General features: G+C 61.8%; 15 protein-coding genes. 5 read left to right on the top strand and 10 right to left on the bottom strand.

Annotation, left to right across the window (positions count from 1 at the left end; genetic code table 11):
• Positions 1–35: 35 nt before the first annotated feature.
• The 3 genes from FHK92_RS09565 to FHK92_RS09575 all read right to left on the bottom strand — a co-directional run bounded on the left by FHK92_RS09565 (position 36) and on the right by FHK92_RS09575 (position 3,789).
• Entirely contained in the window at positions 36–491 is a 456-nt protein-coding gene (locus tag FHK92_RS09565; protein WP_181287827.1) for a DUF2214 family protein, read from the bottom strand.
• A gap of 196 nt (positions 492–687) precedes the next feature.
• On the bottom strand, positions 688–2,070 hold the full coding sequence (gene cysS, locus FHK92_RS09570) for a cysteine--tRNA ligase (protein ID WP_181287828.1): 1,383 nt from the start codon (positions 2,068–2,070) through the stop codon (positions 688–690).
• Positions 2,071–2,091: 21 nt separating this feature from the next.
• A complete protein-coding gene (locus tag FHK92_RS09575) occupies positions 2,092–3,789 on the bottom strand; it encodes a glutamine--tRNA ligase/YqeY domain fusion protein (RefSeq protein WP_181287829.1) in 1,698 nt (565 codons plus the stop codon).
• A gap of 248 nt (positions 3,790–4,037) precedes the next feature.
• On the opposite strand from FHK92_RS09575, the gene FHK92_RS09580 reads away from it, so the two are divergent.
• Positions 4,038–4,541 carry a peptidylprolyl isomerase gene (locus FHK92_RS09580; protein WP_181287830.1) on the top strand — a complete coding sequence of 168 codons (504 nt, stop codon included), beginning with the start codon at positions 4,038–4,040 and terminating at the stop codon, positions 4,539–4,541.
• Complete coding sequence (locus tag FHK92_RS09585; RefSeq protein WP_181287831.1) at positions 4,538–5,305, top strand: UDP-2,3-diacylglucosamine diphosphatase; 768 nt, start codon at positions 4,538–4,540, stop codon at positions 5,303–5,305. Before FHK92_RS09580 ends, FHK92_RS09585 begins: the two co-directional genes overlap by 4 nt.
• A 114-nt stretch (positions 5,306–5,419) precedes the next feature.
• On the opposite strand, the gene FHK92_RS09590 is transcribed toward FHK92_RS09585, so the two are convergent.
• From FHK92_RS09590 to FHK92_RS09620, 7 genes are all read right to left on the bottom strand, one after another.
• On the bottom strand, positions 5,420–6,949 hold the full coding sequence (locus FHK92_RS09590) for a DHA2 family efflux MFS transporter permease subunit (RefSeq protein ID WP_181287832.1): 1,530 nt from the start codon (positions 6,947–6,949) through the stop codon (positions 5,420–5,422).
• Positions 6,950–7,183: 234 nt separating this feature from the next.
• Complete coding sequence (locus tag FHK92_RS09595) at positions 7,184–8,380, bottom strand: efflux RND transporter periplasmic adaptor subunit (RefSeq protein ID WP_181287833.1); 1,197 nt, start codon at positions 8,378–8,380, stop codon at positions 7,184–7,186.
• Between the two features lie 15 nt (positions 8,381–8,395).
• Entirely contained in the window at positions 8,396–9,865 is a 1,470-nt protein-coding gene (locus FHK92_RS09600) for an efflux transporter outer membrane subunit (protein WP_181287834.1), read from the bottom strand.
• The gene (locus FHK92_RS09605; RefSeq protein ID WP_181287835.1) at positions 9,862–10,335 is read right to left on the bottom strand and encodes a MarR family winged helix-turn-helix transcriptional regulator; all 474 of its coding nucleotides are present in this window, start codon (positions 10,333–10,335) and stop codon (positions 9,862–9,864) included. Before FHK92_RS09605 ends, FHK92_RS09600 begins: the two co-directional genes overlap by 4 nt.
• 256 nt (positions 10,336–10,591) lie before the next feature.
• Positions 10,592–14,278, bottom strand: a complete 3,687-nt coding sequence (locus tag FHK92_RS09610) for a translocation/assembly module TamB domain-containing protein (RefSeq protein WP_181287836.1) — start codon at positions 14,276–14,278, stop codon at positions 10,592–10,594.
• A complete protein-coding gene (locus FHK92_RS09615; protein ID WP_181287837.1) occupies positions 14,275–16,002 on the bottom strand; it encodes an autotransporter assembly complex protein TamA in 1,728 nt (575 codons plus the stop codon). Before FHK92_RS09615 ends, FHK92_RS09610 begins: the two co-directional genes overlap by 4 nt.
• Positions 16,003–16,067: 65 nt before the next feature.
• Positions 16,068–16,712 carry a GNAT family N-acetyltransferase gene (locus FHK92_RS09620; RefSeq protein WP_181287838.1) on the bottom strand — a complete coding sequence of 215 codons (645 nt, stop codon included), beginning with the start codon at positions 16,710–16,712 and terminating at the stop codon, positions 16,068–16,070.
• Between the two features lie 174 nt (positions 16,713–16,886).
• On the opposite strand from FHK92_RS09620, the gene xthA reads away from it, so the two are divergent.
• From xthA to FHK92_RS09635, 3 genes are all read left to right on the top strand, one after another.
• Positions 16,887–17,699, top strand: coding sequence for an exodeoxyribonuclease III (gene xthA / locus FHK92_RS09625; RefSeq protein ID WP_181287839.1), 813 nt, complete (start codon positions 16,887–16,889; stop codon positions 17,697–17,699).
• 223 nt (positions 17,700–17,922) lie between these two features.
• Positions 17,923–19,257: a substrate-binding domain-containing protein gene (locus FHK92_RS09630; protein ID WP_181287840.1), complete on the top strand. Its 1,335-nt coding sequence runs from the start codon at positions 17,923–17,925 to the stop codon at positions 19,255–19,257.
• Positions 19,258–19,764: 507 nt separating this feature from the next.
• Complete coding sequence (locus FHK92_RS09635; protein ID WP_181287841.1) at positions 19,765–20,103, top strand: DUF6124 family protein; 339 nt, start codon at positions 19,765–19,767, stop codon at positions 20,101–20,103.
• Positions 20,104–20,708: the final 605 nt, after the last annotated feature.

Raw genomic sequence — 20,708 nt, forward strand, 5'->3', positions numbered from 1 at the left:
GTTTTAATGGCGATGAAGCAGGCGTTCGTGGCCGGTCAACCCAAGCTTACGCCGCGAGCCATCCCCGTGGCGGCGATCACCATCAGGATCAACAGCAACGCTTCCAAATGGCTGATCCGTGCAAAGCGCCCCGCCCTCGATGGATCGATCGCGCCCCCTTTGCCGAGGGCTATCCGCCATTTGATCAGGGCGATCATCGGTGCGATTTCAAGCAACAGAATCGCCACGAACAGCGTCATCTTCAGGTGAAACAGCGGCTGATGCAGGTAATAGTCAGCGCCTTTTTCGTACCCGGCGAAAGCGCGCATCCCACCCGTTACCAGCAACACCAGCGCTGAAAGTCCCCATACATTGTCCGCAACCAGGACATTGCGAACTGCGTCCGCGCCACCCGCGAGGCGTCGCAGCGCCGTGCCGCGGGTCAGCACCGCCCAGAACCCAAGGGCGAACGCCACGAGATGGATGGCCGCGAGAGACCAGTGAGCAAGCATGGGAGGACTCCGGTCAGAGGGAATGTCGAAGCGACCTGACAGTACTAGCTCAGAAAGGGGCAATTGCCAGGGTAGGCATGCAAAAAACTGTGGGAGCGAGCTTGCTCGCGATGGCGGTGTATCAGTCGACAAACATGTTGCCTGACACGCCGCTATCGCGAGCAAGCTCGCTCCCACATTGGTAGTGCGTAAGGGCTTAGTCCGCCAATCGCCAGGTCGTCCCGCCCTTCCCGTCTTCCAGCACCACGCCCATGGCGGTGAGCTGGTCGCGGATGCGGTCGGATTCGGCCCAGTCCTTGTTGGCTCGCGCAGCCAGGCGCGCCTGGATCAACGCCTCGACCTCGGCGGCGTCCACGCGACCTTCGGCGCCGGCCTGGAGGAAGTCATCGGCCTCAAGCTGCAACACACCCAGCACACTGGCCAGCTCCTTCAAGCGTGCCGCCAGGCCCGCCGCCGCATCAAGATCGCTCTCGCGCAGGCGGTTGATCTCACGCACCATCTCGAACAGCACCGCGCACGCTTCGGGCGTGCCGAAGTCGTCGTTCATCACTTCGGTGAAGCGCGCCACAAACGCTTCGCCACCGGCAGGCGGCACGCTCGGCAGGCCCTTCAACGCGTGGTAGAAACGCTCCAGGGCACCCTTGGCGTCCTTGAGGTTGTCTTCCGAGTAGTTGATGGCGCTGCGGTAGTGGCTCGACACCAAAAGGTAACGCACGACTTCCGGGTGATACTTGTCGAGCACGTCGCGGATGGTGAAGAAGTTATTCAAGGACTTGGACATCTTCTCGCCATTGATGCGAATCATGCCGCAATGCATCCACGCGTTGGCGTAGGTCTTGCCGGTGGCCGCTTCACTCTGGGCGATTTCGTTTTCGTGGTGCGGGAATTCCAGGTCGCTGCCACCGCCATGAATGTCGAAGGTCTCGCCCAGGCAGCAGGTGGACATCACCGAGCACTCGATATGCCAGCCCGGACGCCCGGCGCCCCACGGCGAATCCCAGCTCGGCTCACCCGGCTTGGCGCCTTTCCACAGCACGAAGTCCAGCGGGTCTTCCTTCGACTCGTCGACTTCGATGCGCGCGCCGATGCGCAGGTCTTCGATCTTCTTGCGCGACAGCTTGCCGTAGCCCATGAACTTGGCGACACGGTAGTACACGTCGCCATTGCCCGGTGCGTAGGCATAACCTTTGTCGATCAAGGTCTGGATCATCGCCAGCATGCCTGGGATGTGGTCCGTGGCACGGGGCTCCAGGTCCGGCTTGAGGATATTGAGGCGCGCCTCGTCCTCGTGCATGGCCTTGATCATGCGCTCGGTCAGCGCATCGAACGCTTCACCATTCTCATTGGCGCGATTGATGATCTTGTCGTCGATGTCGGTGATGTTGCGCACGTAGGTCAGGTCGTAGCCACTGAAACGCAACCAGCGAGTCACCAGGTCGAAGGCGACCATGCTGCGGCCGTGGCCCAGGTGGCAATAGTCGTACACGGTCATGCCGCAGACGTACATGCGGACCTTGTTGCCATCCAGCGGCTTGAAGACTTCTTTGCTCTTGGTGAGCGTGTTGTAGATCGTAAGCACAGGGTTTCCCTTAAGACTTGATCACTGACCCCAGGAATCGCGCAAGGTCACGGTACGGTTGAACACCGGAGCACCAGGTTTCGAGTCCTTGATATCCGCGCAGAAGTAGCCTTCGCGCTCGAACTGGAAACGGTCTTCCGGCTGTGCGTTGCCCAGCGATGGCTCGGCACGACAACCAGTGAGTACTTGCAGGGAATCAGGGTTGATGTTGTCCAGGAAGCTGGCGCTGTCTTCGGCCTTCTCCGGGTTCGGCGAACGGAACAGGCGATCGTACAGGCGCACTTCGCACTCGACGCTGGCGGCGGCCGGCACCCAGTGGATCACGCCCTTGACCTTGCGACCTTCCGGGTTCTTGCCCAGTGTGTCGGGGTCATAGGAGCAACGCAGCTCGACGATGTTGCCGTCGGCATCCTTGATGGCCTCGTCGGCGCGGATCACGTAGCTGCCGCGCAGGCGCACTTCGCCGGCAGGCTCCAAGCGCTTGTAGCCTTTCGGCGGCTCTTCCATGAAGTCTTCACGGTCGATGTAGATTTCCCGGGCGAACGGCAGGACGCGCACGCCCATGTCTTCCTTCGGGTGGCACGGCAGTTCGAGGTTCTCGACCTTGCCTTCCGGGTAATTGGTGATGATGACTTTCAGCGGACGCAACACGCACATGGCGCGCGGCGCACTGTGGTCGAGGTCGTCGCGGATGCTGAATTCCAGCATGCCGAAATCCACCACGCCGTCGGAACGGTTGGTGCCGATCATCTCGCAGAAATTACGGATCGACTTCGGCGTGTAGCCACGACGGCGGAAACCCGACAGCGTCGACATGCGTGGGTCGTCCCAGCCGCTGACGTGCTTCTCGTCCACCAGTTGCTTGAGCTTGCGCTTGCTGGTGATGGTGTAGTTCAGGTTCAGGCGGCTGAATTCATACTGGCGCGGATTGGCCGGCACCGGCAGGTGTTCCAGGAACCATTCGTACAGCGGACGGTGGCTTTCGAATTCCAGGGTGCAGATCGAATGCGTGATGCCTTCGATGGCGTCCGACTGGCCGTGGGTGAAGTCATAGTTCGGGTAGATGCACCACTTGTCGCCCGTCTGGTGGTGATGGGCATGACGGATGCGGTACATGATCGGGTCGCGCAGGTTCATGTTCGGCGAGGCCATGTCGATCTTGGCGCGCAGCACACGGGCGCCGTCCGGGAACTCACCGGCGCGCATGCGGGCGAACAGGTCCAGGTTCTCTTCCACGCTGCGATCGCGGAACGGGCTGTTGCGGCCCGGCTCGGTGAGGCTGCCACGGTATTCCTTGGCCTGCTCCGGCGTCAGGTCGCACACGTAGGCGTTGCCGGACTTGATCAGCTCGACCGCCCAATCATGCAACTGGTCGAAATACTGCGAGGCGTAGCGCACTTCGCCGGCCCATTCGAAACCCAGCCACTTGACGTCGCTCTTGATCGCGTCGATGTATTCCTGGTCTTCCTTGGCCGGGTTGGTGTCATCGAAACGCAAGTGCGTGACGCCACCGAACTCCTCGGCCAGGCCGAAGTTCACGCAGATGGATTTGGCGTGACCGATGTGCAGGTAACCGTTGGGCTCCGGCGGGAAGCGGGTGACGATCTGCGTGTGCTTACCCGAATCCAGGTCCGCCTGGACGATCGGGCGCAGGAAATTGACCGGCACGGCCGGGCCGGTCTTGGAATTCGAGGTAGGGTCGACAGTGGGCTTGCTCATAGGATCCTTGAACATACAAGTGCGCGGCCGGGTGCGGCCTGATAAATCAAAGCCCGTATCATAGCCGATGCTGTCAAGCACCTGACAGGCCGAGCCGGCAAACGATTGAATTTAATCGACAGCCTGATAAAAAACAGCCTCGAAATTCGTGCCCGGCACGCTAAACTGCCCAGCCTGGCCCATTACAGCCAGACGGTTGCGGGCGTTCGCGCCCCGAAACCCACGAATTCCTTGAAAGAGTAGTGATCATGACCCAAGTCAAACTGACCACCAACCATGGCGACATCGTCCTGGAACTGAATGCCGAAAAGGCACCGATTACCGTTGCCAACTTCGTTGAATACGTCAAGGCCGGGCATTACACCAACACCGTGTTCCACCGTGTCATCGGCAACTTCATGATCCAGGGCGGTGGTTTCGAGCCAGGCATGAAGGAAAAGAAAGACAAGCGTCCAAGCATCCAGAACGAAGCCGACAACGGTCTCTCCAACGACAAGTACACCGTCGCCATGGCCCGTACCATGGAGCCGCATTCGGCCTCCGCGCAGTTCTTCATCAACGTTGCCGACAACACCTTCCTGAACCACAGCGGCAAGAACGTCCAGGGCTGGGGCTACGCAGTATTCGGTAAAGTCACCGCCGGCACCGACGTGGTCGACAAGATCAAAGGCGTGTCCACCACCTCCAAGGCTGGCCACCAGGACGTCCCGGCAGAAGACGTGATCATCGAGAACGCCGAGATCATTGAGTGATACTGCTGATTTCAGATTTGCATCTGGAAGAGGAGCGCCCGGACATCACCCGGGCGTTTCTGGATTTACTCGCCACACGCGCCCGCTCGGCGCAAGCGTTGTACATCCTGGGCGACTTTTTCGAAGCCTGGATCGGCGACGATGCCATGACGCCGTTCCAGCGTTCCATCTGCCAGGCCCTGCGCGAATTGAGCGACAGCGGCACGGCCATTTTCCTCATGCACGGCAATCGCGACTTCATGCTCGGGCAGGCTTTCTGCAAAGCGGCTGGCTGCACCTTGCTCAAGGATCCGAGTGTCGTGCAGTTCAACGGCGAACCGGTACTGCTGATGCACGGCGACAGCCTTTGCACGCGGGATGTCGGCTACATGAAGTTACGCCGCTGGCTGCGCAACCCGGTCACGCTGTTCATCCTGCGTCACCTGCCGCTGGGCAGTCGCCAGAAACTGGCGCGCAAGCTGCGCAGCGAAAGCCGCAGCCAGACGCGGATGAAAGCCAACGACATCGTCGATGTCACGCCCGAAGAGATCCCGCGGATCATGCAGCAATACGGTGTGAAGACCCTGGTCCACGGCCACACCCACCGTCCCGCCATCCACAAGCTGCAACTGGGCGAGCACGCAGCGAGACGTATCGTGCTGGGGGATTGGGACAAGCAAGGCTGGGCGTTGCAGGTGGATGAACAGGGGTTTGCGTTGGCGCCGTTCGGGTTTGCCCCGCCGCCACAACTGCCGGCACCCGATACACCCCCCAGTCACACATAGCTTTCCCTTGTGGGAGCGAGCTTGCTCGCGATAGCGGTGGATCAGTCAACAGTGATGTTGAACGTGAATCCGCCATCGCGAGCAAGCTCGCTCCCACAGGAGTTCATGGTTGCTTCAATGACCGCCGGCAGCAGGCCCCGCCTTCGCCGCGAACGGCGGTTTCGCCAGCCATACCAGCAGGATCAACCCCATGAACGCCCAGCCCAGCAACGTGAAGTAATCCACGGTGGAGAGCATGTACGCCTGGCTGGTGAGGATCTGGTCGAGCTGGGCATAGACCGGTGTGCTCGCGCCGCCGAGCTGATTGATCGTCTCGCGGGTGGCCGGCTCGAAGGTGCTGATGCTTTCGCTCAGGTACGCATGGTGCTGGTCGGCGCGGCGGATCCAGATCCAAGTGGTCAAGGAGGCGGCGAAACTGCCGCCCAGGGTCCGCAGGAACGTCGCCAGCCCCGCGCCATCGGCGATCTGGTGCGGCGGCAAATCCGACATCAGGATGCTCAGGGTCGGCATGAAGAACAGCGCCACGCCGATCCCCATGAATAACTGCACCAGGGCGATGTGCTGGAAATCCACCTCATTGGTGAAGCCGGCGCGCATGAAACAACTCAGGCCAATCGCCAGGAACGCCAGCCCGGCCAACAGGCGCAGGTCGAATTTGTGGGCGTATTTGCCGACGAAGGGCGACATCAACACCGGCAGGATACCGATCGGCGCCACCGCCAGGCCGGCCCAAGTGGCCGTGTAGCCCATCTGGGTCTGCAACCATTGCGGCAGGATCAGGTTGATGCCGAAGAATCCGGCGTAACCGCCTACCAGCACGATGGTCCCGATGCGAAAGTTGCGATAGGCAAACAGCCGCAGGTTGACCACCGGATGTCCGTCGGTCAATTCCCAGATCACGAATACCGCCAAGGCAACGACTGAAATCAGCGCGCCAATAATGATGAAGTTCGATTCGAACCAGTCCAGGTCGTTGCCCTTGTCGAGGATCACCTGCAACGCACCGACACCGATGATCAGCGTGATCAAGCCGACATAGTCCATCGGTTGGCGACTGGTGACCACGGGCCGCGCCTTGAGCTGCTGGCGCACGACCATCACCGCAAAAATACCGATGGGCACGTTGATGAAGAAAATCCACGGCCAGCTATAGCTGTCGGTGATCCAGCCGCCGAGGATCGGCCCGGCAATCGGCGCCACCACCGTGACCATCGCCAGCAACGCCAGGGCCATGCCGCGCCTGGCCGGGGGGTACACGGCAATCAGCAGGGTCTGGGTCATCGGGTACAACGGCCCGGCGACCAGCCCCTGGAGTACGCGGAAGCCGATCAGCTCCGGCATGGAAGTGGATATCCCGCACAGGAACGAAGCCAGGACGAACAGCATCGTCGCCCACAAAAACAGCTTCACTTCGCCAAAGCGACGACTCAGCCACCCCGTCAGCGGCAACGCAATGGCGTTGCTCACGGCAAACGAAGTAATGACCCAGGTGCCCTGCTCCGAACTGACGCCGAGGTTGCCGGAAATGGTCGGCAAGGCAACGTTGGCGATGGTGGTGTCGAGCACCTGCATGAACGTCGCCAGCGACAAGCCAATGGTGCTGAGCAACAGGCTGGGCGGCGTGAAGGACGCGTTATTGCTCATTGCGAGAATCCTATGAAGCGGAGTTGGTGAAGTCGAAGCAAGCCCGCCAGGACCGTGATGGCGTTCTTAAGGTCTCCGACAAACACGTGGCGAGGGAGCTTGCTCCCGCTGGGCCGCGAAGCGGCCCCAAAACCTGTCGAACGCGCAGCATCAGACACACCGCACCCGCCGGTTCACGACTGCTTCGCAGCCGAGCGGGAGCAAGCTCCCTCGCCACAGGTTCGGCACCGCTGCTTAGCGCTGCGCGGTATTGCTCGTCGCCGCGCTGTTCTCATGGATCAAACGGCTGATCATCGCGTCGGCATCGGCCAGTTGGCGGTCATAGACCTGGGTGCTGAACGAGGCTTTTTGCGGTGGCTGCTGGGCCAGTACTGGGCCGCTCTGGTCGTGCAGGTTGACGTTGACCTGAGTCGACAGGCCGACCCGCAGCGGATGTTTGTTCAACTCCTCGGCATTGATATGGATGCGCACTGGCACCCGCTGGACGATCTTGATCCAGTTGCCGGTGGCGTTCTGCGCGGGCAGCAAGGCAAATGCGCTGCCGGTCCCGGCGCCCAGGCTGTCGACCGTACCGCTGTATTTCACGTCGCTGCCATACAGGTCAGTCTCGATGTCCACCGGCTGGCCGATGCGCATGTCGCGCAGCTGGGTTTCCTTGAAATTGGCGTCGATCCACAACTGATCCAGCGGAATGACCGCCATCAGCGCAGTGCCCGGCTGCACTCGCTGCCCCAGTTGTACGGTGCGCTTGGCGACATAACCGGTCACCGGCGCGATCAAGGTGCTGCGGGCGTTGGTCAGATAGGCCTGGCGCAGTTGCGCGGCCGCCGCTTGCACGTCGGGATGGGACGACACCACCGTGTCATCCACCAACGCGCTGGTGGTCTTGAGCTGTTGGCGGGCATTGGCCAAGGCGTTCTGCGCCGAGGTCAGGTCGTCCCGGGCGTGGGACAGTTCCTCTTGGGAGATCGCCCCGCCGGCGGCCAGGTTCTTGCGTCGGGTGTAGTTTTCCTGGGCCTTCTGCACTTCGGCTTCTTGCGCATGCACCTGCGCCTTCATGCCATCGACATTGCTGTACAAGCCGCGCACCTGGCGCACCGTGCGGGCCAGGTTGGCCTGGGCACTTTGCAGCCCGACTTCGGCATCGTTCGGGTCGAATTGCACCAGCACCTGGCCTTCGCGCACCAGGTCACCGTCATCGGCACCAATGCTCACCACCGTGCCGGTGACTTGCGGGGTGATTTCCACCACGTTGCCGTTGACGTAGGCGTCGTCGGTGCTTTCGTTCCAGCGACCATACAGTTCGTGCCAGGCCCAGACACCCACGCCGGCGAGAATGACGATCAGTGCCAGGGCCAGCAGCATCACCTTGCGCTTGCGCGGATTGCTGCCGTCCTGTGGAGCTTGTTGAGTTGTTTCGGCAGTTGCCATGACAAATACCTCGAATCAGTGAGTCGGCGCGGTGGCGGCCGGTGTGGCCGAAGCCACGGTTTGAGTCTCGAAACCACCGCCCAGGGCCTGCATCAGTTGGATCGAAAGGTCGATCTGCTCGGCATTGAGGGTCGCCAGTTGGCGTTGGGCCTGGAGCAATTGCTGCTCGATGCTCAGCACGTCCAGGTAGTTGCCGATGCCGGAGCCATAGCGCTGGACCACGGTGTCATAAGAGCTTTGTGCAATATCCACGGCATGTTGCTGGGCGCCGATCTGCCGACCGATGTCGCGCAACTGGTTAATGGTGTCGCTGACATCGCCAAGGGCCGCAACCAGGCTCTTGTTGTATTGCGCCACCGCCAGGTCGTAGTCGGCGTCCCGGGCATCGAGGTCCGCCCGCAGGCGTCCGCCGTCGAAAATCGGCAGCGACACCGTCGGCGCCACGTTGAAGAAACGGCTGGCCGAGCCGAACATCGCGTCGCCCAACAGCGATTGGACTCCCGCCGCCGCGCTCAAGTTGAGGTTGGGGTAGAAATTGGTCTTGCCGGCTTCGATGTTCTTGCTTGCCGCCTCGACCCGCCACCGCGCCGCGACCAGGTCCGGACGGCGGCCCAGCAATTCGGCCGGCAGGTTCGACGGCAAGGCGACGGCGCTGGCCTGCAGCACGTTGGGCCGGGCGATTTCGTTGCCACGATCCGGCCCTTTGCCCAGCAGCACCGCCAAGGCGATCTTGGCGCTTTGCAAACGTTTTTCCGCATCGATCAGCGTTGCATCGGCGCTCGCTTCCAGGCTTTCGGTCTGCTGGAACTGATATTGGCTGTCGATCCCGGCACTGAGGCGACGCTTGCCCAGGTCGAGCATTTGCCGCGTGCGCTTGAGGTCTTCGTTGGCCAAGTCATAAATGATGTGGGCCTGGCCCAGGTCGCTGTAGGCCCGGGCCACGTCGGCAGCCAAGGTCAGTTGCGCGGCCTGGCGGTCGATCTCGGCGGCGCGGGCCTGGCCGAGGGCGGCTTCCCAGGCGGCGCGCTGGCCACCCCAGAGGTCGAAGTTGTAATTGAAATCCACGCTCAGCGACCGCAACGTGCTGTAGGCACCGCCCTGCCCTTGCGGGTCCTGGTCACGGGCCAGGCGCGAACGGCTGACGCTGCCGCTGGCATCCAGGGTCGGCAGGCGTGCGGCGTTGGCGGCATAGGCGGCGGCACTGGCCTGGTGAACCCGGGCGCTGGCGATCTGCATGTCCGGGCTGTCGCGCAGCGCTTCGCGGATCAGGCTATCGAGTTGTGGGTCGCCGAGGCTTTTCCACCAGTCGCTTTTCGGCCACGAGGCCGGTGACAGCTTGACGCCGGTCAGGGACTGTCCCGCCTGGAGGCTCTTGGCTTCGAGGCTGACCCCTTCGGTCTTCAGGCCGCTGTAGCTGGCACAACCGGCGAGGCTCATGGCCAGCAGCACCAGGCTCAAGCGGGTACGCAAGGTTTGACGCTTCATTTGTCCCCCAATCGCAAGACGGTGATGGGGTCACCGGCGGCGAGCAGTATTTTCTTGAGGATGTCTTCGAGGGTTTGCAGCTCCTCGCGGCTGATGGCATTGGCCAGTTGATTCATCGCGTCGGCACCGATGAACGGCAGGCGATCGGCGAGGGCCTGGCCGGCTTCGGTCAGCACCAATTGCACCTGGCGCCGGTCCTCCGCCGAGCGTTGGCGAGCGAGGAAGCCTTTCTGCTCCAGGCGATCGAGCATTCGTGTCATCGAGCCGCTGTCCAGGGACAGGTACCGGCACAGCTCGACCGGGGTGTCGATACCGTGCTGGGCCATGATAATCAACACCTTGAACTGCGCCGCGGTGATGCCGACGGGCTCCATGTGGGTGTCGATGATCCGATCCTTGAGCAGCGCGGCACGGCCGAGCAGCATGCCGAGATGGCAATTGTGAAAGTCGCCTGGAGTGAAATGCTTCATCTGAATACCGTTGTCGGAAGACGGTTTGCTGCCTAGGCAGTGAATGTATGTCGAGATATTACTGCTTAGGCAGCAAATGTCAAACAAATAGATAGTTAGCTACGTATGAACACACAAGCTGGAAGAAGTCGGCGACCCCATGTGGGAGCGAGCTTGCTCGCGATAGCGGTGTATCAGTCAACGAAGATGCTGAATCTGACGGCGCTATCGCGAGCAAGCTCGCTCCCACAAGGGGATTTTGTTTTTTGGGAAGGGATCAGAAATCGCGCTTGTAGAAGATATCCAGCGAGCTGGCGACGCCGCTGGCGGCTTCGAGGTAGACCTTCTTGCTGAGCTTGTAGCGCAACGCGATGGTATTGGCCGGCTCGAACACGCCCACGCCATAGCGCAGGCTGAGTTTTTCCGACAGGTTGCCACTGGCGACCACGCTGGTGTCGTTGCCACTGCCTTGGGTGTCGAGCTGGAAATCTTTGATCCCCAGGTTATTGGCGAGGCTGGTGGTCACGCCGGCGCTGCCCATCAAGCCCAGGCCAAGCGCGGCCTGGGCGAGCATGTTGTTGTCCTCGCCGGTGGTGCTCAACGGGCGCCCCAGCACCAAGTAGGACAACGCCTGCTCCTGGCTCATCGCCGGCTCCGAGAAGATCTGCGTGGTCGGTTGCTCGGCGCTGCCGCTCAAACGAATACCGGCAATCACATCGTCGGTCTGGCGGATCGCCTCGATGTCCAGGTACGGCTGGTCGATCGGCCCAGCGAACAACAATCGCGCCCGGCGTACCGTCAGCCGTTGTCCGTAGGCCCGGTATTTTCCGTCGTTGAGCCAGAGCTCGCCGCGCGTGTCCATGTTGTCGCCGATGTGTACCTGGCCTTGCACGTTGGCGGTCAGGCCGAAACCCGAGAAGGCGAGTTTTTCCTGGCCGACGATGACATCGATGTCCATCGCCATCGCAATCGGTGCCTTGCCCTCTTCGGTCTGGTGGCCGACGATCACGGTGTCATCCGACACCTTGACCGTGGACGGCGGCAGCTCGCGGATGGTGATCTCGCCCTTGGGCACGAGGACCTTGCCGGCAATCGAAAGCCGCTCGCCCTGCATCGTGATGTTCAGGTCCGGCGCCACGTCCAGCACTGCGTAAGGTTCGACAGTGACCGGCAGTTGCGAGCCCTTGAGCGCCAGGTCCATCGTCAGGGCCTCGCCCCAGCCGATGCTTCCGGTCAGGCTACCCTGCCCGCTCTTGCCACTTTTCCACGCGCCATCGAGCTTGACCGTATCACCGGCGATCATGGCCCGCAGTTGCAGGGCTTCGAGGCTGATCGGCAGCTCCGGACCGGAAACCTCGCCGTCGCTGAGCATCAGGTTGCCGTTGACCTGGGGCGCAAGCAAGCCACCGGACAGCGTGCCGCTGCCATTCAAATGACCGGTCAGGGTTTCCACCATCGGCACGAACGGCCGGGCCACCGACAGGTCCAGACCATTCAGTCGGAAGGATCCGCTCAAAGGCTTGCTGGCCGGCAGCGGGTTGATCCGCGCCTGGAGCGTCAGCTCACCCAGCCTCGCGCCGACGAAGTTGACGTCCGTATCGATGCGCGTGGGCGTCAGGCGGCTGCTGAGCGTCAGGGTCTGGTAAGGGAAATCCAGCCATTGCCCCTTGCCCTGCTCTTTATCGCGAATCCGTAGCGTACCGCCGCTGGCATCCACCGACACCCGACCGTTCGGGCCGCTGGCCGGCAGGTCCAGTTGCAGGTCGGCATTGAGCTCGCCTCGCCAGCCAAAATCCTTGGGCATCCACTGGGCCAGGCTTTCGATGGGAAACTGCTTGAGGTGATAGCGCAGCTTCGGCTCCGGCATCAGGCGCTGATCTTCCCCGCAGAGGCTGGCCTGGCCGGATCGCCAACAGTGCGCGCCAAAGTTCAGCGTCCCGTTGGCCAAGCGTTCCAGCTTCGCCGGCGCCTGCAAGCGCCAGGTCTGCCCGCCGACCTGCACATCGCCGCTGGCGAGGCGTCCGCGCCAGTTGCCTTGATCGAGCGAACCGTCGAAGGCCAAGGTGGTTTCCAACTGGGGCCCTTGCAGGCCGAGATTGAGTTTCTGTTGCTTGATGTCGCCCTGACCGCTGACCGTCAACACGCCCAGCGATGTTTCGCCGGCCCGGATGCTGCTCGCCTTCAGGTCGACCTTGCCGCGCTGCGCACTGTCGAGCGTCGCGTCCAGGTTCAGGCTTTGCAGGCGGTTGTCCTGGAAGGCCAGTTGCGTGCCTTGCAAAGCGAGCTTGCCTTGGGGCGCCTTGAGCGTGCCCGCCAGGTCGACGCGACCGGTGACTTGGCCGCGCAATTGCGGCCAGAGTTGGGCCAGCCGTGACAGCTTGATGTCGATCTGGCCGCCCAGTTTCTGCTGCAGGCTGCCCGTGCCGTTGATGCGATTGTCGCCCAGACGAATATCCAGCGCGCCGAGGTTCCATTGTTCGCCGGCGCCGCTGGCCTTGGCCTGGAACAGCGCCGGTTGGCCGCGCAGCTTGCCCTTGAGATCCAAGTCCGCGTCGAGCTCCATGCGTTCGTTTTTCATCGACCCCTTGCTGCGCAACGGCCCGGCCAGGGTGCCGGGCAGCTCGCCGAGCCAATACGCCGGGTTGATGGCTGACAATTGCAGCGCCGTATCCCAGGCAATGCCGTCGGCAAATTGCAGGCTCAAGTGCCCTTCGGCCTTGCCCTGCCCCGCGGCGAGCTTGAGCTGTGGCAAATGGATCTGCGTCAGGTCGCCGCTGAACGGGCTGTCCAGGCTGAACGCCCCGGCCGGACCGTCCAACGCCGCCTGGAAGTTGCCGAGGTATTTGCCATCGGTATAGGAGACTTCGCCATTGAAGCTGCGCAGCGTGACTTGCGGTTCGTCGATCAGCGGGTAGAGGCGATGCCAGGGGAAATCCAGCCAGGCGATTTTCGCTTCGGCGCTCAGGCCCTCGCGCCAATCCAGCTGCCCGGTGAGCTTGAGGCTTTGCTGGTTACCCGCATCCAGATCGAGGCCAGCGATCTGCGCACCGTTGGCGTCCACCTTGCCTTGCAGCAGCAACGCCACCGGCCCTTTTTCGGCGGGAAGGGTCGCCTTGCCGAGCAGTTGATAGCCGTTTTTCAGGTCACCTTCGCCGGTCAGCTCCAACTGATTAAGCTGCAGTGTGTCTGGCAAATCGGCGCTGGCCTTGAAGCCGTCGGCAGTGATGCGCACCTTGGCCGGCAGGTTGTCCGCCAGGGGTTGCAGCTCGCCGGTCAGGCGGCCTGGCAGATACCCGCTGCTGTCGGCGGTCAGGTTGAGAGTCTTGAGCAACTCGCCGTCGACTTTCAGATCCAGCGCCCATGGCGTCGCACCCGGTGCCGGCAGCGTCAGCTGGCCCGCAGCACTCAGCGGCCAGTCGCCGCGTGGCTGTAATAGGCCGGACAGCTTCAGGCTCAGTTCGTCGCGCTGCAGCTGCACCGAGTCGATCTGCAACCCCTCGGCGGTCCAGTGCGCCGCCAATTGCAAACCCTTGAGCTGTTCCGTGCCGTTGAACGACAGACTGCCGACCTGGACGTCGCCCAGCTCGATCGCCAATGGCAAGTCCAGGTCCGGCAGGCTGATCGGACCGCTGCTCGGCTCATCGGAAGAGGCCGGCAGTTGCAAGGCGATGTTGTCGGCCTTGAGCTGATCGATGCACAGGGTCATTCGCAACAGGCACGACGGCGACCAGGCGAAGATTGGCTGATCGAGTTCTACCCGGCTAGCGTCCTGCTGCCACAGCACCCGGTCGGCGCTCCATTGGCCACCCAACCGACCCTGGAAATTCTCCACGGTCAGTCCCGGCACCAACCCGAGGGTCCAGCGGCTGCCAAACGCCGTGCCCAACACGATGCTCAAGACCAACGCGACGGTCACCAGCAGTCCGCCGAGCGCCAGCAAAATTACTTTCAAACCGCGATTCACAACTCAGGCCCCATGGAAAAGTGCAATCGAATGCCGCCCTCGTCATCCAGCGCATGGGCCAGGTCGAGGCGGATCGGGCCGACCGGCGACACCCAGCGCACACCGATGCCCACGCCGGTCTTGAGGCTCGGCAGGTCGAGACTGTTGAAAGAGTTGCCCTGGTCAACGAAGGTCGCCACCCGCCACTTTTCCGCGACCGAATATTGATATTCGAGGCTGCCGGCCACCATGTAGCGTCCGCCGATGCGATCACCTTCCGAGTTCTCCGGCGACAGGCTCTGGTAGTCGTAGCCGCGCACGCTCTGGTCGCCGCCAGCAAAAAACCGCAGGGATGGCGGAACCGATTTGTAGCCGTTAGTGGCACTGCCGCCGACCTGGGCCCGCGCCAGGAAACGATGCTTGTCGAATACCGTGGTCAGGCCCTTGACCATGGCGGTGCCGTATAAAAGGTTGTTGTCCGAGCCCAGCCCTTCCTTGGCGACCTTGGTGTCGAACTGCAGGCGATAGCCATTGTGTGGGTCGATACGGTTGTCGCTGCGCAGGTACGAATAGCTGACGCCCGGCATCAGCAACGTGCTCAGGCCGGAGTCGTCGCCGAGACGGTATTCCTCGCGCTGCCATTTGAGCGACACCACCCGCTGCCAGCCACTGGGCAACTTGCTGTGCCATTCCGGCCCCACGGTCAACAGCTTGCTGAGGGTGTCGGTACCGGCCAGCTCTTCATATTGATAACCACCGGCGTAGCGCAGCTTGTCGGTCAACGGCGGGTCCAGCGGCACGTCGTACCAGAGGCCGACGTTTTGCCGGGGCGCCGAAACTTCCGTTTCCCAACCGTAGCTGTGCCCTTGCGGATTGACCCAGTGACGCGTCCAGTTGGCCTTTGCCCGTGGCCCGACGTCGGTGGAGAAACCCAGCCCCAGGCCCATGGTGCGTGGCTTGCGGGTGTCGAGCTTGACCGCGACCGGAATGACATTGTCGGTGGCTGCCGTGGGCGCCGCATCGACCCGAACGCCCTCGAAATAGCCGCTCGATTGCAAGGCCTGGTTGAGTTCGGCCATGAGCTCGGAGTCGTAGGGCGCGCCGGCCTTGAATGGCACCATGCGGCGCAGCAAGTCCTCGTCGAAGGGCGTGTCGCCTTCGAAACTGACCGGGCCCAGGGCGTAGCGCGGACCGCTGTCGTAGATCAACTCGATGTCGGCAACGCCGGCCTGCGGGTCCACGCGCAACGCTTGGCTAACGAATCGCCCACTGAAAAAACCATAGCGCGAGGCCTGGTTCAGGATCGTTCGCTTGGCATCTTCATAGCGACCATGGTTGAGCACCGCGCCTGACTTGAGGCCCGCATTGTCTGGCACGCGGAAACCCTTGAGCGACGCCGCTGGGCCTTCGATGCGGATCGTGACATTGCGCAAGTGCACCGGCTCGCCGGGGTCGATGGTCAAGATCAGGCGCGGCGCCTTGCCCGTCGTGACCTCGCTGTCGATCTGCGGCTGGTAATAGCCCAACGCCTGGGCCGCTTTGCGCGCCTGCTCCTCGGCGCCGCGACTGAAGCGCAGCAACGCCTCTTCGTCACGATCGCCCACACCACCGATGTAGCCTTCTACGTTGGCCTTGAGTTCGTCATTGGAGGGTTTGACCCGCACATCCAATTCACTTTGTGCCAGCGCCACGCAGCTGAGGGACAGCAAAAGCGCGCCACCGGTCATTCGTCCTGGGAAATTCATGGCGCGGATGCTATCACGAGGTTGGGAGCCTGATAGAGCCAGACGCTTCCCAAAAGTTCGTCTGACTAAGCCGTCGCGCTCTGCAGAACCTGCGGGTTCGCATGAAAGAAAACATGCTCGCGGATCGGTCCTACCGCAATTTCGCCAATTTCCTCATAACCCTGGCGTTTATAAAATTCCAGATAACGGGGATTTCCGGTGTCCAGCACCACGCCTTGGGAATGCTCGTCCACGGCACACCAGTTGTGCACCGCCTCGAGCAACTGTTCGCCGTAGTGTTTGCCCTGGAATTGCGGATGAACGCCCAGCAACGGCAATACATGCACCGCGTCCGAAGGCAGGCAGGCCAGCACGGCGGCGTGGTATTCCAGGTACCGTCGGGTACAGCGGAATCCGGTGCTCAAGACCATGCGCAGGCGCCAGGCCCAACTCTCCGTGATGCCCAGGCGCCGCTGCGGCGGGGCGATCAGGGCGATGCCGATCAGGCGGTCGTTGACCAGCAGGCCGATCGCCGGCAGGTCCTGGAGGAAATGCTGTTTGACCAGTTCACGCACGGTCGCCCGTACCCGCTGTTCATAGCCGGGACGCTCGGACTCGAACAGGTAGCTGAAAGTCGGCTCGTGGCGATAGGCCTGGTAGAGCAACGAACGGGCTTCGCGGGAATAGCCGCTGTCGAGCATATGGATATCAGCAGTGGCGGTTTCAGGCATGGCGTTGCGTCTCCTGGGCAGGCTCGGTGAGGCCTCCTCTTATTGACTACGAACCCGATAGGGCTGCGATCGTTCCTACATGCCAAGGACATTAGCAGTGCATTTGTCCTACTGCCACGCTAGCCCCGTTCCCACATGTCAGCTAGCATCGCAGTTTTGCCAGGACAGCCGACCATGAAGATCGTCTCCTTCAACATCAACGGCCTGCGAGCCCGTCCCCATCAGTTGGCGGCACTGATCGACAAGCACCAGCCGGACGTGATCGGGTTGCAGGAAACCAAGGTCCACGACGAACAGTTCCCGCTGGCCGAAGTGCAAGCCCTGGGTTATCACGTGCATTACCACGGGCAGAAAGGCCACTACGGCGTTGCCCTCCTCTCACGCCAAGCGCCGTTGACCTTGCACAAAGGCTTCGAGACTGACGACGAAGATGCCCAGCGGCGTTTCATCTGGGGTACGTTTGCCGATGCCAACGGTGTGCCGGTGACCATCATGAACGGTTATTTCCCACAAGGTGAAAGCCGCGATCACCCCACCAAATTCCCGGCCAAAGAGCGCTTCTACAGCGATCTGCAGCAACTATTGGAAACCCGCTTCAGCAACGACCAACCGGTCGTGGTGATGGGCGACGTCAATATTTCCCCGGAGGACTGTGACATCGGCATCGGCCCGGACAACATGAAGCGCTGGCTGAAAACCGGTAAATGCAGCTTCCTGCCGGAAGAGCGCGAGTGGATGGCCCGCCTGAAGAATTGGGGCCTGGTGGACAGCTTCCGCCATTTGAACCCGGACGTGACCGACCGCTTCAGCTGGTTCGATTACCGCAGCCGCGGTTTTGAAGACGAACCCAAGCGCGGCCTGCGCATCGACGTGATCCTGGCGTCCCACGGCCTACTGCCACGGGTCAAGGATGCTGGCGTGGACTACGAACTGCGGGGCATGGAAAAGCCGTCGGATCATGCGCCGATCTGGTTGGAATTGAGCTGAATCCAAACCTTCAGGTTCTCTGTAAGAGATCCCCTGTGGGAGCGAGCTTGCTCGCGATAGCGGTTTATCTGCCACATCAATACTGACTGTGCTGCCGTCATCGCGAGCAAGCTCGCTCCCACAGTTGCTGCGCCGGCCATTCGCCGGCGTCGCAACCCTGTCATCTTTCAGTAACCCGACTGACTTAATCTTCCGGCACTTCCCTGGTTTCCAAGGTGCCGGCATGCGGCTGTGCGTTGTGTTTTTCCTCGGCCTCTGGCTGCCATGCGTGGCATGGGCCGGCCGTTTGCCCATTCCCGAACACGGCCCTGCCCTGCGTCTCCAGGGCTCCAACACCATCGGCGCGGCGTTGGCGCCGGCGCTGGTCCGCGGGCTTATGGAAGAACAGGGGTTGCTCAAGGTCAGCACCGAAATCACCGGCCGCGACAACGAGCAACGCATCGTCGGGCAGACCGCCGAAGGCCAGCGAGTCACAGTCGACATCGCCGCCCACGGCTCCAGCACCGGATTCACTGCCCTCAAGCAAGCCAACGCCGACCTCGCCGCGTCTTCCCGGCCGATCAAGGAAAGCGAACTGAAGGACCTGGCAGCCCTTGGCGATCTGAAAAGCCCTACATCCGAACAGATCATTGCCATCGACGGCCTGGCGATTATTCTTCACCCACAAAACCCATTGCGGCAGCTCGATACCGTGCAATTGGCGCGCATTTTCAGCGGCGAGGCAAAAACCTGGGAAGCGGTGGGTGGCGCCGGCGGGCCGATTCATGTGTATGCCCGGGACGAGCAGTCCGGCACTTATGACACTTTCAAGGAATTGGTACTCAACCGACAGGGGAAAAAGCTGGATCCTACGGCCAGACGCTTCGAATCCAGTGATCAACTGTCGGATGCTGTCAGCCAGGACCCGCAAGGCATCGGTTTCATCGGTCTGCCCTACGTGCGCCAGGCGAAACCTCTGGCGATCGTCGACGGCGATTCCCAACCCATGTTGCCACTGAGCAACCTGATTGCCACCGAGGACTATCCCCTGTCCCGGCGTTTGTTCTTTTATCTACCGCCCTTGCAGACCAATCCGTGGGCTGAAGCGCTCGTGGACTTCGCCCAAAGCGAACAGGGCCAGGCCATCGTCGCGGCCAACGGTTTCATCGCCCAGACCGTCCAGGCCATGTCCGTCACGCCCAACGCCTTGATGCCCGAGGGTTATCAGGCCCTCAGCCGCCATGCCCAGCGCTTGACGGTGAATTTTCGTTTCGAAGAAGGCAGTGCCAGCCTCGATAACAAGGCCCATCAGGACCTCGGTCGCGTGCTCGACTACATCAAGCAGCATGGCAAGGCCGACCGGCGCGTGACCCTGGTGGGTTTTGGTGACGCCAAGGACGATCCGGCGCGCGCCGACCTGCTGTCCAAACTGCGGGCGATGGCGGTGCGGCGTGAATTGGTCAAATTCGGCGTGGCGTTGCGCGAAATACGCGGGTTCGGCGCTTTGATGCCGGTGGCGGCCAACAGTGAGGATGAAGGACGGGTTCGCAATCGGCGGGTGGAGGTTTGGGTTTACTAAACGCCACAATCAAAAGACGAACTCGCTTTTGTGGCGAGGGAGCTTGCTCCCGTTCGGCTGCGCAGCGGTCGTAGAACGGCCGACGCGGGGGTCCTGGATGACCACTCCAGCCACTTTTGGGGCGGCTGCGCCACCCAGCGGGAGCAAGCTCCCTCGCCACAAAAGCCTTGATGTTTATCTGGATAACCTTGGCGTAGGAACGGGCGCTCGCGCCTTGCGCCATTGCCTGCAACTACGCCAGAATCCGCCGACTTGTGCGCCTTGAGGGCGGGCTTTACTGTTGCTCGGTCGTTGAAAATCAGCGATCGGGTTTGGTAGCCCGGGCTTTCGGTGCATAGCGTCACCTCTCGCAAGTGCAGAAATGCGCTTCGCTTTATGGTGGCCCTGCGCAGGGTCTCTTCGGAGACGCCGGCTCCGATGCCCGGTCTACCAACCTTCGTATGGCCACCACCCTTCGTTTGGTAGCGTGAGGGTAATGGCTCCTTTCAAATGCATCGGAGTTTCATCATGTTCAAAGCAACCCCAAATCCGCCGGAAAACGATCCAGCCGACTCGCAAGCGCTCGACAAAGCAGCGGCAGACCGCGCCCTTGATTACTACCTCAAACCCAAATCCAGCAAACCGAAAACCGACCCAGGCCAGCTCTTCACGCTCATCAACGGCATCGACACCGAAGCCCTCCTCGCCAACCTCAGCGAAACCCTGGCCTCGGCCAACGCCATGATCAATGACCTTGCCTTCGACCTGGACGGCTCACGCCGGCACGTCGCCCTGGGCATCCTGCAACTGATCGAACTGAGCGGACTGCTGGCCAATCGCGCGCTGAATAACGTCGACCCGCGCTAGCCGAAGCAACACATCCCTGTGGCGAGGGAGCTTGCTCCCGCTGGGTGGCGAAGCGGCTCCCAAGATTCTGAATGAATCCAAAAACTTGGGCCTGCTATGCAGTCCAGCGGGAGCAAGCTCCCTCGCCACAGAAGCCCTGATGTTTATCTGGATAACCTTGGCGTAGGAACGGGCGCTCGCGCCTTGCGCCATTGCCTACAACTACGCCAGAATCCGCCGACTTGTGCGCCTTGAGGGCGGGCTTTACTGTTGCTCGGTCGTTGAAAATCAGCGATCGGGTTTGGTAGCCCGGGTAAAACTAAGGCGCACAGCTCCGGCATATTTATTATGGCGGCTGTGCGTGGGGCGCCTCTTGGCGCGCTGGGTTTGCCTTGGTACCCGGTCTACCAACCTGCGTATAGTCGCCACCCAATGTTTGGTAGCAAAGGGTTGTGACTCCCATTACCAAGGAGTTTCATCATGTTCAAAGCAACCCCAAACCCGCCGGAAAACGATCCAGCCGACTCGCAAGCGCTCGACAAAGCAGCGGCAGACCGCGCCCTCGATTACTACCTCAAACCCAAATCCAGCAAACCGAAAACCGACCCAGGCCAGCTCTTCACGCT

The organism is Pseudomonas brassicacearum subsp. neoaurantiaca (assembly GCF_013608025.1).
Lineage (GTDB): Bacteria > Pseudomonadota > Gammaproteobacteria > Pseudomonadales > Pseudomonadaceae > Aquipseudomonas.

What these genes read in the sequence shown, in the direction of transcription:
- FHK92_RS09565 (WP_181287827.1), bottom strand. Translation starts at nt 491, where the DNA reads ATGCTTGCTCACTGGTCTCTCGCGGCCATCCATCTCGTGGCGTTCGCC.
- FHK92_RS09575 (WP_181287829.1), bottom strand. Translation starts at nt 3,789, where the DNA reads ATGAGCAAGCCCACTGTCGACCCTACCTCGAATTCCAAGACCGGCCCG.
- FHK92_RS09580 (WP_181287830.1), top strand. Translation starts at nt 4,038, where the DNA reads ATGACCCAAGTCAAACTGACCACCAACCATGGCGACATCGTCCTGGAA.
- FHK92_RS09590 (WP_181287832.1), bottom strand. Translation starts at nt 6,949, where the DNA reads ATGAGCAATAACGCGTCCTTCACGCCGCCCAGCCTGTTGCTCAGCACC.
- FHK92_RS09595 (WP_181287833.1), bottom strand. Translation starts at nt 8,380, where the DNA reads ATGGCAACTGCCGAAACAACTCAACAAGCTCCACAGGACGGCAGCAAT.
- FHK92_RS09600 (WP_181287834.1), bottom strand. Translation starts at nt 9,865, where the DNA reads ATGAAGCGTCAAACCTTGCGTACCCGCTTGAGCCTGGTGCTGCTGGCC.
- FHK92_RS09605 (WP_181287835.1), bottom strand. Translation starts at nt 10,335, where the DNA reads ATGAAGCATTTCACTCCAGGCGACTTTCACAATTGCCATCTCGGCATG.
- FHK92_RS09615 (WP_181287837.1), bottom strand. Translation starts at nt 16,002, where the DNA reads ATGAATTTCCCAGGACGAATGACCGGTGGCGCGCTTTTGCTGTCCCTC.
- FHK92_RS09620 (WP_181287838.1), bottom strand. Translation starts at nt 16,712, where the DNA reads ATGCCTGAAACCGCCACTGCTGATATCCATATGCTCGACAGCGGCTAT.
- xthA (WP_181287839.1), top strand. Translation starts at nt 16,887, where the DNA reads ATGAAGATCGTCTCCTTCAACATCAACGGCCTGCGAGCCCGTCCCCAT.
- FHK92_RS09630 (WP_181287840.1), top strand. Translation starts at nt 17,923, where the DNA reads ATGCGGCTGTGCGTTGTGTTTTTCCTCGGCCTCTGGCTGCCATGCGTG.
- FHK92_RS09635 (WP_181287841.1), top strand. Translation starts at nt 19,765, where the DNA reads ATGTTCAAAGCAACCCCAAATCCGCCGGAAAACGATCCAGCCGACTCG.